The organism is Paenibacillus sp. S33 (genome assembly GCF_053615415.1).
In genome coordinates this window covers 314,818-330,191 of the sequence record NZ_JBSIEZ010000001.1, presented here as the reverse complement: position 1 = coordinate 330,191, position 15,374 = coordinate 314,818, and the positions used below count along the sequence as shown (strand labels likewise).

The window sequence follows — 15,374 nt, the reverse complement described above, 5'->3', positions numbered from 1 at the left end:
AATTATTAACATTAATAAATGTATTGCGTAAATTTCTAGTTTAAAGTTATAATTTTACAACTAAAATTCTATATGTTTCCTGCCGATATACCTAAAAGAACAATTTTACGTGTATAGAAACATTTAGATTTTATAAGGAGGTGAAAAATATATGCAATGGTATTTAAATGCATTAAAAAACTATGTAGGATTTCAAGGTAGAGCAAGACGTACAGAGTATTGGATGTTTGTACTATTTAGTGCAATCGCTAGCTTTGTAGTCAGCCTGATCGATAGTCTTGTAGGCTTATCACCGGTATTGACTTTGATTTATTCTCTTGCTGTCCTGTTGCCATCCTTGGCCGTTATGGCCCGTAGACTGCATGACACAGGTAGAAGCGGATGGTGGATTCTAATCAGTCTGATTCCTCTCGTAGGGTCAATTATTTTGATTGTATTCTTCTGCCAAGACAGTCAGCCTAACGACAATAAGTATGGAAAAAACCCTAAATTGTAATAGTTGTAGATGTCTAAAACCTCTTTCACTTTTGTGAAGGAGGTTTTTTCATATCCAGCAGATCCAAAGGGTAAATCACATCCATTATTCGCATCCGTGAATTTTTTTGGTTTTACCTGTTTATATCCTCCTCTTTTAGTTTATTTTAAACGAGTATTAAGCTGGCGCTAAGATTGGGTGTGTATGATGTATATTAGAATCTGGTAACTACATAAGCCGGATCGGCTAAAGGCATAAACATTACTCCCGTTGGATATCCATATAAGGCTCCACCTTGTCAGAAATTGAATGAACACAAAGGAGATTTACACTCATGAATCGAAAACGAATTCTGGTCATCTGTACACTGTTGCTGGCGTTATCTATTGGGCAGTCTTCTACTTGGGGAAGTCGGGCTAATGCTGCTACACTGGCTCCAGAGAGAGCCCCTCAGGTACAGGATAATGAAGCTTCCAAGGATGATGAACTTTTGAAAACACTGGGCGTATCCTCGGATGAGCAATTGTATGATGCGTTATATAACGGTCAAACCTTGGCAGATATTGCACAATCCAATAAAAAGGACGCACAGGCTGTTGTTGATTTACAGGTAGCTCAGTTAACGGAGCAGTTGGATCAACGACTGGCCAATAAGAGCATTACACCTGAGCAATACCAAGCCCATAAGGCAGAATTGACACAGGTCGTTGCTAAAAGTGTGTTTGGGCTGTAAGTTAGTGACATGACAGAATGTGAAAAAGGCGCTGAACCCATGGGGGTCAGCGCCTTTTGGCTTGTCTATATTTTGTTTTAAATTACACTTGATATACTCGGATCAAGTTAGTGGTGCCCGCCTCAGCGACAGGAACACCTGCTGACAGGACTACTGTATCGCCTTTATGGATATATCCTGCATTCAGGGCGTTACGGATGGAGGATTCGAACATTTCATCCGTTGTTGCTACTTTATCCCCCTTGATCGGGAATACGCCGGATAACAGGCAGATTTTAGCGAATACCGTATTATTCGGAGTAACCGCAATAATAGGTGCCTTCGGACGATATTTGGATACCATACGTGCCGTGAATCCGCTGGCAGTCGATGTAATAATTGCTTTCGCATCCAACTCCAGGGACGAACTCACCGCACCCTGACTAATCACTTCGGTAATGTTGGTGCTTTGACGTGCTCGGCGCTTATCAAACTGCTCCTGATAATCGAATTGCGATTCTGCTCTGGCAGCTACAGCGGCCATGGTCCGTACAGACTCGACAGGGTATTTACCCGCAGCTGATTCGCCCGACAGCATAACAACATCGGCTCCTTGCATAACGGCATTAAACACGTCACTAACTTCGGCTCTCGTCGGACGCGGGTTCACCTGCATGGATTCCAGCATGTGGGTAGCTACGATAACGGGCTTGCCGACCAGATTACACTTGTCGATCATTTCTTTTTGCATCACAGGCACATCTTGAATCGGCACTTCGACACCCAGATCGCCACGGGCTACCATAATGCCATCGGAAGCTTCGATAATATCATCCAGGTTTTCCATGCCTTCAGCATTTTCAATTTTGGAATAAATTTGTACATGCTCAGCATGATGTCCCTTCAAAATCTCACGGATTTCACGGATATCGTCGCCTTTACGCACAAAAGAAGCCGCAATAAGCTCAACACGCTGCTCCACCCCAAATTGGATGTGCCTCACATCTCGCTCCGTCACGCCTGGAAGGGTCGTATGAATCCCTGGCAGGTTTACACCTTTTCTCGGTTTCAAAATACCGCCGCTTACAATATTACAAATCATTTCGGTACCTTCGATGGAGGTTACAGTCAGATCAACCAAACCGTCGTCAATGAGAATGCGGTCGCCTGGTTTGATGTCCTTCGGCATATCCGGGTAATTTACTGAAATACGATGCTCGTCCCCTAGGATCTCTTCTGTGGTCAGAATGAGCTGGCTACCTGGTTTCAACAGACAAGATGCCTCTCTCAGCTTGCCAATCCGTATTTCTGGTCCTTTAATATCCATCATGACAGGTATAAAGGTATTCATTTCCTTCGCAGCCTGACGCACATTTTCGATACGTTTAACGTGATCTTCCAGCTCCCCGTGAGCCATATTCAAGCGGGCTACAGTCATACCAGCCTGGATCATTTCTTTTAGCAAATGAATGGAGTCACAGGCAGGTCCCATAGTACAAATAATTTTCGTTTTAAGCATAGTAATGTCATCCTCCTGAATGTCTTTACTGTATGGTTTTCTATTCCACTTTGCTTCTCTATCTACATTAAACTTATATAGCTCTATTCTACCTGTACCCGTGCACCAAGACTATGAACTATAGTATGATGAATGTACTACAGTATAATGAATGTTGAAGACATCGGGGAGTGAGTTTCGTGATTACATTGGTGGATATTCGGCAGGACAACGGTGTGGACTGGTATGAAAAGGCTGGTGCAAATAGCGACAACGATGACTTACTGTTCATTTTGGTCACCTTTGGCAAATGTGTATATTGGGTGAACGATTGCAAATTCATTCTCGGTAAGGGTGAAACACTGCTTTTACCCGGTCATCTGGATTACTATGGCAAGAGCATTCCTACGCTTTTTCATACCAAGTATGTGATACATTGCCGCAAAACATGTACGAACAGCACACTTCCCATACTGAATACTGACAAGCCGTTGTTGATCAAACCTGGATGCTACGATATGCTGCATGAACGGATTAAATCGATGTACTATCAATGGACTGAACACCCAAGCTACTACACCCTGATGGCTGACTGTCTGCTGACCGAGGCAATGATATATATGAATCAGGAATGGGACAAAGGCGCCATTTCTTGCGATCGAGAGCGACATGTGGAACATATGAAACAGTATATCCAGAACCACTACCGTGAAAAGGTAACCAAGGAGGAGCTTGGCGACGCCATCCGTAAAACCCCCAATTATGCCGCGACGCTGCTGCGTGAAGTAACACGCCAAACGATCAGCGAGCATGTACATACGCAACGTATTAAAACCGCCATCTACATGCTGACCGAGTCCCGGCTAACGATTCGTGAAATTTCGGAGTATGTGGGATATAGTGATGTTTCCTATTTTCATCGAATCTTCAAACGGTTGACAGGCTGCTCGCCGTCCGAATTTCTGGATGAACGTTCTTCGATTGTTTAGTTGGATGGTCTAGAACAGAATTTCATAGTTACAGGATTTTGCAAAATCCTCAGTTAATAAAAATGGTCGTTCTACCTGGAACCCTCCTCTAGTAGTCCTTTTTCATTAGGGACCAAGAGCGTTTCCATGTAGAACGACCATCATATTTATAATTACGCGTATAAATCTGCGTGTATTCGCATTACTTGGGTGGTGTTAATTGGAGGAACCCGCTGTTTTGACCTCTTCCAACATTTTATCGTTATAGCCAAACATCCAGGTCAGGACAAAGGCTACAACCATAGCAGCCAAGTTCGCCAAAATGTAAAGCGGAAGCTGATGATTCATGTAGAGCAACGTGCCTGGAATGACCGTAACTGCCATGCCTGTAGCCGCCAAATGGAAGACAGAAGCGATAAAACCGCCAACCGCCCCACCGATAAGGCCCATAACAAAAGGCTTCATGTATCTCAGGTTGACCCCGAAAATAGCCGGCTCCGTAATCCCCAGAAAAGCAGACAATGAGGAAGGAAGCGCTAACGCTTTCAGCTTGCTATTCTTCGTTTTCAGTCCAACCGCCAGACAGGCAGCACCTTGAGCAGCCATAGCGCAGGTAATGATGGCGTTAAAGGCATTTACGCCATTCTTTTCAAGCAGTTGAATCTCCAAGAAATTAAATATATGATGCACACCTGTAACGACGATAATCTGATGCAAGAAACCGATGACAATCCCTGCAATACCGAAAGGCAAATCCAGCACAAACGTTGTTCCGTGCAGCACCCATTCTTCGAGTGAATGGAAAATCGGACCAATGGCAAACAATCCCAAAGTGATCATGATCAACAGTGTTAAAAACGGTGTGAGAATCAGATCTAGCGCTTCAGGCACCCGTTTGCGCAGCGCTCGCTCCAGCTTGGCTCCGATCAAGCCCACGAAGAAAGCTGGCAATACCGAGCCTTGATAGCCCACTACAGGAATGAACCCGAACATCGTCAACGGATGGGCTGAGCCGTCCGCAACACTATAAGCGTTGGGCAAGGCCGGGTTTACCAGCATCAGACCGAGAACGATACCCAGCACCGGACTGCCGCCGAATACTCTAAAGGCTGACCATGCGACTAACGCGGGTAGAAAAGCAAAGGCCGTATCCGTTAATACTTGTGTGTATAATAGAAAATTGGGTGAAATGTCCTGTGGCGTCATGCCGAGTAGAGCGAGAATTTGCGGCTGAGTGAGCAAGCCACGTAGCCCCATGAACAGCCCCGTAGCAACCAGCACAGGAATAATGGGTACAAACACATCGCCAAAGGTACGAATGGAGCGTTGGAAGACGTTGCCTTCCTTTTTCGCCTGACTCTTCACCTCTTCTTTAGATGAACCGGTCACGCCAAGCTTTTCGACCTCTTCAAAAATTCGATTTACCGTACCTGTACCAAAAATAATCTGATATTGCCCGGAATTGAAGAAAGCCCCCTTGACCTTGTCGATCTCCTCAACTTTTTTCTGATCAATCTTCTCCTTGTCATGCACCATAATCCGCAAGCGCGTCGCACAATGAGCAAAAGATGCAATATTTTCTTGCCCACCGATTGCCTGGATCACTTCTTTAGCTATTTCTCTGTTTTCCGCCATGATGTTCATCCTCTCGTTCATTCCGTTATGTTTGATGATTAACGAACCACTTGATGTTTTAGCCTACTCATGTAAAATCCCATTTTACCGCCTGGAAGAGAGCCTCTCCCTTGTCGGCAAAAAAGCGTATTTCGTCACTCTCTGGATGCGGAAAAATACGACTGGTGAACACCTCTTCCCCATCATTGACGAAAATCTCAACTGAAGACGCATCTACAAACAAATGTAGTTTGATATGATCCTTATCCCATGAACACTGCCGTACCTCACCATACGAAGTGGCTACAGGCTCACCTGATTGCGAACGGTCCAATACAAGTTTGCGACTGACGGCATTATATTTAATCACCGTCTTCTCAGTCTCACTCGCACGGAATTCAATACCAAACACCTTAGCGCTCAAAAGATCTACCTCACAAATCAGCTCATAGGCCGTACCTGTAAATCCTTCATAGGTTTTGCTCTCTGAGAATAACGTGTCAGCTACCCGATCCTCACGATTTCTACGCAGCGTAGTCAGCTCAGGGATCGGCCGCTGCAAGAGTTTGCCCTCATGAAGCGTAAGCTCCCTTGGTAATGTCAGACAATGAGCCCATCCGTTCGGATCTGTGGGATATTCGATATCCGGCAGGCCCATCCATGCCACCATAATACGCCGCCCCTGTGGGTCAATCATCGTCTGTGGCGCATAGAAGTCAAAGCCTCTATCGAGCTCGTGGAATGCACCGTGCTCCAGTGTTCTTGTTCCGGTATCCAACGGCTTGCCGATTACGTAGCCCGATTGATAAATATTGCGATTTTCATCCCCAGAAGGCTCCAAGCCCTGAGGAGAAAAGATCAAGACTCCCGCTTCGTTCAGTTCAAAATAATCTGGACATTCCCACATGTAGCCAAACGACTCCAGGCCTGTACACAATTCTCCCTCAAACTCCCACGTACGAAGGTCGGTTGATCGGTAGAGGACGGCGCAGCCTGTTAAATTCGTTCTCTGGGCACCAATCACACAGTAAAAGCTATCGCCGTCTTTCCATAGCTTGGGATCACGAAAATGGTCTGTATACCCTTCTGGCACATTGGAAATAACGGGGTGCTCCCATTTAGTAATGTGACCATTCTCGTCCATAACAGCCATGCATTGATAAGGATGTCTGATCCAGTCTTCATCTCGTGCATTTCCCGTATACAGCATATATAACTTGCCCTCATGCTCCAGTGCGCTGCCCGAATAAGCCCCATGTGAATCAAAATAATCCCCAGGTGCGATGCCAATGCCCGCACTATTCCATGTGACCAAATCTTTAGATTTCAGGTGATACCAATATTTCATCCCGTGATCCGTTCCGAGCGGAAACCACTGATAAAATAAGTGGTATTCACCTTGGTAATATGAAAAGCCATTGGGGTCATTGAGCAAACCTGTCGGTGGCTGGATATGAAATGCCTGCCGCCAGTGACATTGCTCCACTTTCTCCTTCAAGCTGGCTATTTCACCGGGTTCTGCCTGCTCGATCATTCGATACTTTTGTTCTCTTGTCATTTTCATAGGTGTACCTCATTTTTATTAAAACTTTCGCTTCAGGAACCGGTTCCAACTCAATGAAAAAAATATTCATCGGAACCGGTTCCCTTACGATTAAAAAAATATACTATCCATGGATTTGCAACCGATTCCATTTGTGCCCGAATGCTATGGAACCGGTTTCGAAGAAATTATAATCCACTTGTTCAGCGTTTGTCAACGCTTTCTCTTTCGATCAGGGAATAATTCATGACCGTCACTTTTTCTACAGTTTTATGTTCTACCAGCCGCATAATATTTTGCGCTGCTACACGTCCAGCCTCCATATACGGATATTGAACGGTTGTCAGGGCAGGGTGAATGACCTCCGTAATATCGTATCCCCCAAAGCCAGTTACCGACAAATCCGACGGGATGACAATCCCTCTGGAATAAGCCGCATTGATTACGCCCAGCGCGATATTATCTGTAGCACACACCATTAACGTTGGCTTGAAATGGTCCAAAATGGCGGATGCAGCAATCCGTGCATCGGACATTTTAAATCCGGTCTCATAGTATCTGATATCATACCCTGCTGCTCGCATCGCATCGTCCGTATGAGACTCAGCAGGCAATGCATCGCGAACAGCCTGCCTAAAGCCCTCCTTGCGCTGCACACCGACGGCAACATCCTTTTCAGTAACACCAACGTAGGCAATTTCGCGATGTCCCTGTGACAAAACGTACGTTCCGATATCATATCCTGCACGATAGTCATCATGGATAAGACTATGAAGCTGCTCGTGCTGCTGGCCCACCAGCAACACCGGAATACCAATGTCACGAATCGCGGTCAGATGGTCGTCTGTAATTTGAGCAGCCAGCAAAATGATACCCGAAATCTTTTGTCTTCCCAGCTCATAAATGGCTTCGATTTCACGCTGTACATCCTGGCTCGTATTAGAGATCAGCATCTGATAATGCTGAGAACGCAGTTCCTCATCAATCCCCATCAGCGTATGAGATGTCGCAAAAGAATCCAGACGCGGCACAACGGTGCCGATGATGTTGGTCCGCTTTGCCTTAAGACTCTGGGCAAAGGCATTGGGCACATAGCCCGTGGCTTTAACCACTTTTTCAATTTTTCGTTTCGTATCCACGCTGACAGACCCGCCGTTCAAAAAACGGGATACCGTGCTCTTGGATACGCCAGCCATTTGGGCTATATCTGCAATCGTCTTATTCATGAAGTCCCCCGGAGATTTTTCGTATTCACAAGCTTCCAAAACGTCTCTTTTCACATAACCCTATAATACCATATGGCGGGATTGGATTGCTGTAGCTCCAGACCCATCATGCACAAACAAAACGCCGTCCCTTCAGTGAAGAAGGAAACGGCGTCTCATGATGAACGTAATTTTAAAAATCAAAGTTATCCGGATCTGGACCTACCCGAAGATCGGCATTTAACGCCTGAATTCGATCCATATCCTCGCGCGTCAGTTCGAAGTCAAAAATGTCGGCATTTTCGACGATCCGATGCGCCTTGGTAGACTTGGGAATGGTGACAACTCCCTGCTGCACATCCCAGCGTAAAATCACTTGCGCCACCGATTTGCCGTACTTGGTCGCTATGTCTTGCAGTACCGGATGATCGAGCAATTGGCCTTGCATTAACGGAGACCAAGCTTCCATTTGAATGTCGTTCTTTTGACAGAATTGCAACAGCTCGGCTTGCGTTAATTGTGGATGGAATTCCACCTGATTGATCATGGGCTTGATTTCAGCATCCTTCATGAGATCTTCCAAATGATGAATCTGGAAGTTGCTGACTCCAATGGCCTTAATCCGTCCTTCTTTATACAAGGATTCCAACGCTCTCCAAGCTTCTTTATACTTTCCTTGAACTGGCCAATGGATCAGATATAGATCCAGATAGTCCAGACCCAGCTTGTCCAGACTGGCTTCATAAGCGGCTCGTGTCTCTTCATAGCCTAAATCTGCATTCCACACTTTGGACGTGACGAACAGTTCTTCTCTGGACAGGTTATTTTCCTGAAGGGCTTCCTGAATAGCCTGCCCTACACTGCTTTCATTCGCATAGATTGCAGCTGTATCTATACTGCGGTAGCCATGCTTTACAGCAGCCTTTATAGCATCGACCAGCTCCGAACCTTCTTCCACTTTAAATACCCCGATGCCAAACCAAGGCATGCGAACTCCGTTGTTTAACAATGTTGTGCTTTGTAAGTTTTGTGTCATTTTGAATCTTCCTCTCTATTTTTTAAAAGCTTTAACCTGTAATGGGGGTTGTATCCCTTTTTTCGAGCATACGACTCCAGCCTGTGAGCAAAACCGCAACGAAAACCATAATGCTCCCGATCCAGGCCGTATGAATGAGACCGAGTGAATCCGTTACAACCCCGCCTACATAAGCTCCGATGGCTATCCCTGCGTTGAAAGCTGCAATATTAACAGCAGAAGCAACATCGACAGCTTTGGGTGCAAACCGTTCGGCTAACATGACGACATATACCTGTAGCCCGGGCACGTTCATAAACGCAAGCAATCCCATAAAGAAGATCGTAATCAGTCCTGCCGTTTTAAAAGGTGCCGTGAACAACAGGAGAAACAGGATCACTGCTTGAATCAGAAACATGTAAAACAAAGCTGAAAGCGGCTTGCGGTTTGCTGCTTTTCCGCCAATAACATTCCCGATGGCAATCGCAATTCCATATAGCAAAAGTATAAACGTTACCGTACTTTGCTGAAATCCGGTTATGTCGTGAAGTAATGGAGATAAATAAGTAAACACCACAAATGTGCCTCCATACCCCAAAGCTGTAATGATAAATGCGAGTAGCAAGCGACCATTGGTAACCAGTTTGACCTGCTCGCGGAAAGGAGTCTTATTCCCTTTGCGCAGCGTAGATGGCAGCAAAATCAGATTGGCGATGAGTGCCACTACACCGACGACCACAATCGCCATAAACGCTGCCCGCCAACCCCATTGCTGCCCAATGTAGGTACCCAAAGGTACGCCTGTAACCGTGGCTACGGTCAACCCGGAGAACATAATGGAAATCGCACTCGCTCGCCGATCATCCGGCACAAGATCGGCCGCGATGGTGGAACCGATGGACATGAACACCCCATGAGCGAACGCCGAGATCACACGTGCAATCAGCAGCAAGGCAATTCCGCTAGAGACCGCAGCGAGGCTGTTGCCTGCAATAAATATAATCATGATCCACAGCAGCAACGTTTTACGGGGAACACTTGATGTTAATGAGGTCAAGACAGGTGCCCCGATGGTGACCCCTAATGCATACAGCGTTACAGTTAGTGCAGACATCGTTACAGATATGTGCAAGTCTTCAGCAATCAGGGGAAGCAGTCCCACGCTGATGAACTCAGTTGTCCCAATCGCAAAGGCGCTTACGGCTAAAGCCAGTAATGGCCATATACTTCGTTTTGATTCTGGCGACATGTTTTTCACTCCTATCTATAGAAATCTTCGACCAGCAGATGTTATTATGAGTTATTCAAGCAAATATGAACAGTACGTACTTTTTAGTGATATAGGCACTAAAAAGTACCCTAAATAAAGTTCTTTTTAATTAAAACAGGCTGTTAAGGTATGTATAACAGAAGCGATACACATGGGGGGATCGGCATTGGGGAAGAAAAAATACAATATCTCTGTTGAGGCGACGTTAGAGGTGATCGGGGGGAAATGGAAATGCGTCATTCTGTGTCATTTGACACATGGAAAGATGCGGACAAGCGAATTAAAACGGATGATGCCTTCCATAACACAAAAAATGCTGACTCAGCAGCTTCGTGAATTAGAGGAAGACGGCATTGTCAATCGGATTAGCTATAATCAGGTTCCACCCAAGGTGGAGTACGAGCTTAGTGAATATGGATGTAGTCTGAAAGGCATTTTAGATTCTCTTTGTGCTTGGGGAGAAAGACATATTATTAAAGAATATGGGGATAAATCTGCGGTTTTGGAAGATAACATTCTGAATAATTTGTAAAGCCAAAAAGAGCGCCCGCAATACATCAGCAGGCGCTTTCTCTCTCCGAATTCCAAGGGTTACGAATTGGACATCATTTTAATTTGTGAAATCAATGACCATGCGTCCTTGGATTTTGCCCTGCTCCATCTCCTCGAAGATCTCATTAATGTCTTCGAGCGGACGTTTTTGTACAAGAGGGACAACTTTACCTTCTGCAGCGAACTGGAACGCTTCTTTAAGGTCTTCACGAGTGCCGACCAAGGAGCCAATAACTTGAATGCCGTCCAGAACCAGACGTGGAATGTCCAGATCCATCTTATCGGTTGGGAGACCTACAGCTACGACACGCGCGCCAGCCTTCACAACGTCGATGGCCTGGTTGAAAGGTGTTTTGGCAACAGCAGTAACCACGGTTGCATCCAGACCAGCACCGTTTGTTAACTCCTTAGCTCGAGCGACCGGATCTTCTTTCATGCTGTTAACGATATAGTCAGCACCAATTTGTTTGGCCAGTTCTAGTTTTTCATCACTGATGTCAAAGGCTACAACTTTAGCATTGAATACATTTTTGGCGTATTGCACAGCCAGGTTACCCAAGCCACCAATGCCGAAGATACCGATCCATTGTCCTGGTTTGACTTCACTTACTTTAACTGCTTTATATGTGGTAACCCCTGCGCAAGTTACACTACTTGCAGCGGCAGGATCAAGACTATCTGGTACTTTGACCGCGTAGTCAGCTGTGACAATACATTGCTCTGCCATTGCACCGTCTACCGTATATCCGGCATTTTTAACTTCACGACACAGCGTTTCCCGCCCGGTTAGGCAATATTCGCAGTGACCGCAGCTTTGGAACATCCAGGCAATACTTACGCGATCACCAATCTTAAGACTGGTTACTCCTTCACCTAATTCAATGACTTTCCCAATACCTTCATGCCCCAGAACTCTGCCTGTGACATCACCAAAATCTGCATTTTTTACATGTAAATCTGTGTGGCAAACTCCGCAATACTCGACTTGGACTAACGCTTCCCCATGCTTCAGGGAGCGTAAAGGTTTCTCTTCTACACTGACTTTCTTGTCTTTTGTAACAATTGCTGCTTTCATGTAGATCTCTCCTTTAAATAATATGGAATTATTTTGTAATGCACACTCCATTATTATAGTAACTCTTGCCCAAAAAGGACAAACATAAATCTAACTTACTAACTTAAAACTATTTAATCGAAAAATGCTTCTTTCTAAGTCCTTGGACCCTTGTAGGAACTTTGTACAATAATTTACAATGTAAAAAGTTTCACATACTCTATTTGGAAGAAGGATAAAGAAACATGAAAAAAAACTGGAAAGGTTGCCTGTTCAGCATATTTGCCATTATCTTGGTTGTATCAGTAACAGGATGCAATTCACAGCCCGCCATTTCTAGTACCACCAGCACTTCATCCTTATCAGCTACCAACGCTCATGCGGTTGTTCAAAAAAGCCCGCACTGGTCTTATGAAGGAGATCAGGGACCGGAGCATTGGGGAGAGCTGGAAAAAGATTTTGTTGCTTGTGGTAACGGCCACGAACAATCTCCTGTCAATATAGAGCATACCCATTTGGAAGCATCGCAAACGCAGCAACCGCTGCAAGTTCATTACACTAATACGAAAGCATCCATTTTGAACAATGGGCACACTGTGCAAATCAATGTTGCCGATGCCAGCAATAGCATCATGCTGGACGGTACTAAATTCACTTTAAAGCAGTTTCATTTTCATCACCCGAGCGAACACCAAATAGATGGTAAAAATGCTGAAATGGAGCTTCATTTTGTCCATCAAAGCGACAACGGAAGCACAGCTGTCTTAGGAGTCCTTATCCAAAGTGGCAAAGAAAACAAGGCTTTCAACCGCATTTGGTCCAAACTACCGAAAGATAATTCCCAAGAAGCGGCGGCTCTAGATGAAAAAATAGATCTCGCTGCGCTGCTGCCAAAAGACCTGCACTCCGTTCGCTACAATGGATCGCTGACTACCCCGCCATGCACAGAACATGTAAATTGGACAGTGCTGGAGCAGCCTATTGAAATGTCCGCAGACCAAATCAACCAGTTTGCTGCCATTTTTCCCGATAACCATCGTCCTGTACAACAACTGGGAACCCGGGAACTGACTGCCGATAAATAATAAAATAAAGTGCCGTAAGATGTAAGGTGCATTCTATATATAAATACAACCGAAAAGCCCCCTCTATTCATCTAGTTAGAGGGGGCTTTTCGGTATTAAATTTACTGCTCATTACAAGCGCACCAGTTCCTCCACCTTCACCGGTTGACCTGTACGCATAGAACGGTTGGCGGCGATGCCTGTTAAAATGGACCATGCACCGTCTATATGTGAGGCCGCACGATGAAACCGATCCTCTGCCGGCTTATCAAAAATATCACGCAGCATAACTGGATCTCCTCCGCCATGACCACCCTGGCCTTCCTCCACTTCGACCTCATAAGGTGCTGCAAAGTGGGGATAGATGGTGATGGTCTTCTCTTTTAGCGCACCCTCATCTGCCTTGCTGCCACCGGAATTAACATAGGATTGCTCGGATACCCGAACCTCCATCCGTCCCTTCGTGCCGTTAAATACGATGATAAAGCCCTCCCAAGGCATGTAAGCATTCAGCGAATAGTTCATTACCGTCTTGTTTTGATACTTCACCATGACACTCAGCGTATCTTCAATGCTGATATTGTCACCAAATACGCTTTGATCCCGCACATAACCATCCTCATGCTCAGCATCCAGATACATGCTTTTTAGATGCTCGTTACGGTCCAGGTGTAGCGCAAAGGGGTCATTTTCCGCTGCCTTGCTGCCGTAAGCCCGTTGATAAAACTCCGTCACGCCACGCTGCTCCGCATTTTCTCGTCCGTAAAATTTCAGATCCCCCATCGCATACACCGTCTCCGGTTTCGAGCCAAGCCAGAAGTTCATCAGATCAAAATGATGCGTCGATTTATGCACCAGCAGACCGCCGCTATTGCGCTTGTCCCGGTGCCACCGACGGAAATAATCCGCGCCATGCTGTGTATTCAGCAGCCATTCGAAATTGACTGACAGCACCTCTCCGAGCGTTCCGTCCATGATCAGCTCACGGATTTTCGTATTATGCGGCGCATAGCGGTAATTAAAGGTGACGCGTAGCTTCCGTCCCGTGCGGTCTATGGCATCCAAAATGTCTTGGCATTTATCTTCATCCACCGTCATCGGCTTCTCAGAAATGACATCACAGCCCAGCTCCATCGCCCGGATAATATACCGATGATGTACCCGGTCAATGGTCGTGACAATGACGATATCCGGCTGCGTCTCCGCGATCATCCGATCAAACTCGTGAGCTTTATAGGTCGGAATCGGCTCATGCTCGTATTTCTCCTGCAGCAGCCGATTGGCATAATCCATTCTCGCCTGATTGACGTCACAGAACGCGATCAGCTCCGAGGTATCTTTGAAAACGGTAACAACTTCACCGTAAAAAAATTCGGCTCTTCCTCCGGTACCCACAAGTGCATATTTGATTTTAGCCAATTGGTTCACACCCTTTACATGAATTGCTTTTATTTTATAGTATAAGAAAGAGCAAAATCTTCGCTTTTATTATGATTTTTCCCGTAAAATATACATATATTATCCTTATGTATTCTTTCACTAAAGGAGACTATCGATATGATCGCTACACCCCGTTTTGCCATCGAGCAAGCGTTGCGGAAGGTGCCATTCAGCATGTCCGCCGACCATGTCCACCAAGCGCACGAAATCTATTATTTGCTGGCAGGAGAGCGCTACTACTACATTAATCAACGGGTATACGCCCTCCAGAAGGGCGATCTGATTTGGATCAGCAAACATGATTTTCACCGTACGAGTAACAAGGGTAGCGGTAGCCATGAACGGATTTTGATTAACTTTGATGAAGAATTTGCAGCCTCGTCAATGACCGTCTCTCCCTCCAGCGATCAGAACCAGCTTCTTCTGCCAGAGAAAAGCTTTCTGCTTCGCCCCTCCGCGGAAGAACAATGCGAGCTGGAACACCTATTCCGGCAAATGCTAGATGAATACCACCAAGAACATGCCTACCGCCAGCTATATCTCCAGAGCTTGCTACTCCAGCTCCTTATCCGTATCCGGCGCATACAATCGGCCACTGCCGATACCATTGCACCGGAACGTAGCGAAAAGCAGCAGCGCGTGTACTCGGTCATCGCATACCTGCATGCTCATTATGACGAGAGCCTGTCGCTAGATCGGCTGGCTGAGCATTTTTATATTAGCAGCACGTATTTATGCCGTATTTTCAAGCAGACAACAGGTTTTACCTTAGTAGAATATCTTCAGGATGTGCGGGTCCAGCAGGCTCGGGCGTATTTAAGAGAAACGAGCTGGAAAGTGACTTCCATTGCTGAAAAAACGGGTTTTGACAGCATCGCTCACTTTGGTCGTGTATTCAAGCACCTTACTGGGCACACCCCACTACAGTACCGAAAAAAATACAAAAAGGAGTAGAGAGATGCCC

Annotated in this window: 14 protein-coding genes; 6 read left to right on the top strand and 8 right to left on the bottom strand. The window is 45.7% G+C overall.

Features of this window, described 5'->3' with window-relative positions; all coding sequences use genetic code 11:
• Nucleotides 1–151: 151 nt before the first annotated feature.
• Entirely contained in the window at nt 152–496 is a 345-nt protein-coding gene (locus ACWGXJ_RS01430; protein WP_254351723.1) for a DUF805 domain-containing protein, read from the top strand.
• Between the two features lie 313 nt (nt 497–809).
• Nucleotides 810–1,208 carry a hypothetical protein gene (locus ACWGXJ_RS01425; RefSeq protein WP_452566000.1) on the top strand — a complete coding sequence of 133 codons (399 nt, stop codon included), beginning with the start codon at nt 810–812 and terminating at the stop codon, nt 1,206–1,208.
• 82 nt (nt 1,209–1,290) lie between these two features.
• On the opposite strand, the gene pyk is transcribed toward ACWGXJ_RS01425, so the two are convergent.
• On the bottom strand, nt 1,291–2,706 hold the full coding sequence (gene pyk / locus ACWGXJ_RS01420; RefSeq protein ID WP_023986598.1) for a pyruvate kinase: 1,416 nt from the start codon (nt 2,704–2,706) through the stop codon (nt 1,291–1,293).
• Between the two features lie 179 nt (nt 2,707–2,885).
• Between pyk and ACWGXJ_RS01415 the strand changes: the two genes are divergently transcribed.
• Nucleotides 2,886–3,674: a helix-turn-helix domain-containing protein gene (locus tag ACWGXJ_RS01415; RefSeq protein ID WP_061830739.1), complete on the top strand. Its 789-nt coding sequence runs from the start codon at nt 2,886–2,888 to the stop codon at nt 3,672–3,674.
• Nucleotides 3,675–3,869: 195 nt separating this feature from the next.
• On the opposite strand, the gene ACWGXJ_RS01410 is transcribed toward ACWGXJ_RS01415, so the two are convergent.
• The 5 genes from ACWGXJ_RS01410 to ACWGXJ_RS01390 all read right to left on the bottom strand — a co-directional run bounded on the left by ACWGXJ_RS01410 (nt 3,870) and on the right by ACWGXJ_RS01390 (nt 10,279).
• On the bottom strand, nt 3,870–5,288 hold the full coding sequence (locus tag ACWGXJ_RS01410; protein ID WP_013308350.1) for a sucrose-specific PTS transporter subunit IIBC: 1,419 nt from the start codon (nt 5,286–5,288) through the stop codon (nt 3,870–3,872).
• Between the two features lie 67 nt (nt 5,289–5,355).
• The gene (locus ACWGXJ_RS01405; RefSeq protein WP_452565999.1) at nt 5,356–6,831 is read right to left on the bottom strand and encodes a glycoside hydrolase family 32 protein; all 1,476 of its coding nucleotides are present in this window, start codon (nt 6,829–6,831) and stop codon (nt 5,356–5,358) included.
• A gap of 182 nt (nt 6,832–7,013) precedes the next feature.
• Nucleotides 7,014–8,036 carry a LacI family DNA-binding transcriptional regulator gene (locus ACWGXJ_RS01400; protein WP_452565998.1) on the bottom strand — a complete coding sequence of 341 codons (1,023 nt, stop codon included), beginning with the start codon at nt 8,034–8,036 and terminating at the stop codon, nt 7,014–7,016.
• 172 nt (nt 8,037–8,208) lie between these two features.
• Nucleotides 8,209–9,051: an aldo/keto reductase gene (locus ACWGXJ_RS01395; protein WP_250259846.1), complete on the bottom strand. Its 843-nt coding sequence runs from the start codon at nt 9,049–9,051 to the stop codon at nt 8,209–8,211.
• A 31-nt stretch (nt 9,052–9,082) separates the two neighbouring features.
• Entirely contained in the window at nt 9,083–10,279 is a 1,197-nt protein-coding gene (locus ACWGXJ_RS01390) for an MFS transporter (protein WP_322161812.1), read from the bottom strand.
• Nucleotides 10,280–10,466: 187 nt separating this feature from the next.
• Between ACWGXJ_RS01390 and ACWGXJ_RS01385 the strand changes: the two genes are divergently transcribed.
• Nucleotides 10,467–10,832 carry a winged helix-turn-helix transcriptional regulator gene (locus tag ACWGXJ_RS01385; protein ID WP_069292048.1) on the top strand — a complete coding sequence of 122 codons (366 nt, stop codon included), beginning with the start codon at nt 10,467–10,469 and terminating at the stop codon, nt 10,830–10,832.
• Nucleotides 10,833–10,910: 78 nt separating this feature from the next.
• On the opposite strand, the gene adhP is transcribed toward ACWGXJ_RS01385, so the two are convergent.
• Nucleotides 10,911–11,927, bottom strand: a complete 1,017-nt coding sequence (gene adhP, locus ACWGXJ_RS01380) for an alcohol dehydrogenase AdhP (RefSeq protein ID WP_061830749.1) — start codon at nt 11,925–11,927, stop codon at nt 10,911–10,913.
• Between the two features lie 224 nt (nt 11,928–12,151).
• Between adhP and ACWGXJ_RS01375 the strand changes: the two genes are divergently transcribed.
• Nucleotides 12,152–12,991, top strand: a complete 840-nt coding sequence (locus ACWGXJ_RS01375) for a carbonic anhydrase (RefSeq protein WP_452565997.1) — start codon at nt 12,152–12,154, stop codon at nt 12,989–12,991.
• 111 nt (nt 12,992–13,102) lie between these two features.
• Here the strand turns inward: ACWGXJ_RS01375 and ACWGXJ_RS01370 are convergent, their stop codons facing one another.
• On the bottom strand, nt 13,103–14,389 hold the full coding sequence (locus ACWGXJ_RS01370; protein WP_452565996.1) for a Gfo/Idh/MocA family protein: 1,287 nt from the start codon (nt 14,387–14,389) through the stop codon (nt 13,103–13,105).
• Between the two features lie 138 nt (nt 14,390–14,527).
• On the opposite strand from ACWGXJ_RS01370, the gene ACWGXJ_RS01365 reads away from it, so the two are divergent.
• Nucleotides 14,528–15,364 (top strand): helix-turn-helix transcriptional regulator, encoded by an 837-nt coding sequence (locus ACWGXJ_RS01365; RefSeq protein WP_069290861.1) that lies wholly within the window; start codon nt 14,528–14,530, stop codon nt 15,362–15,364.
• Nucleotides 15,365–15,374: the final 10 nt, after the last annotated feature.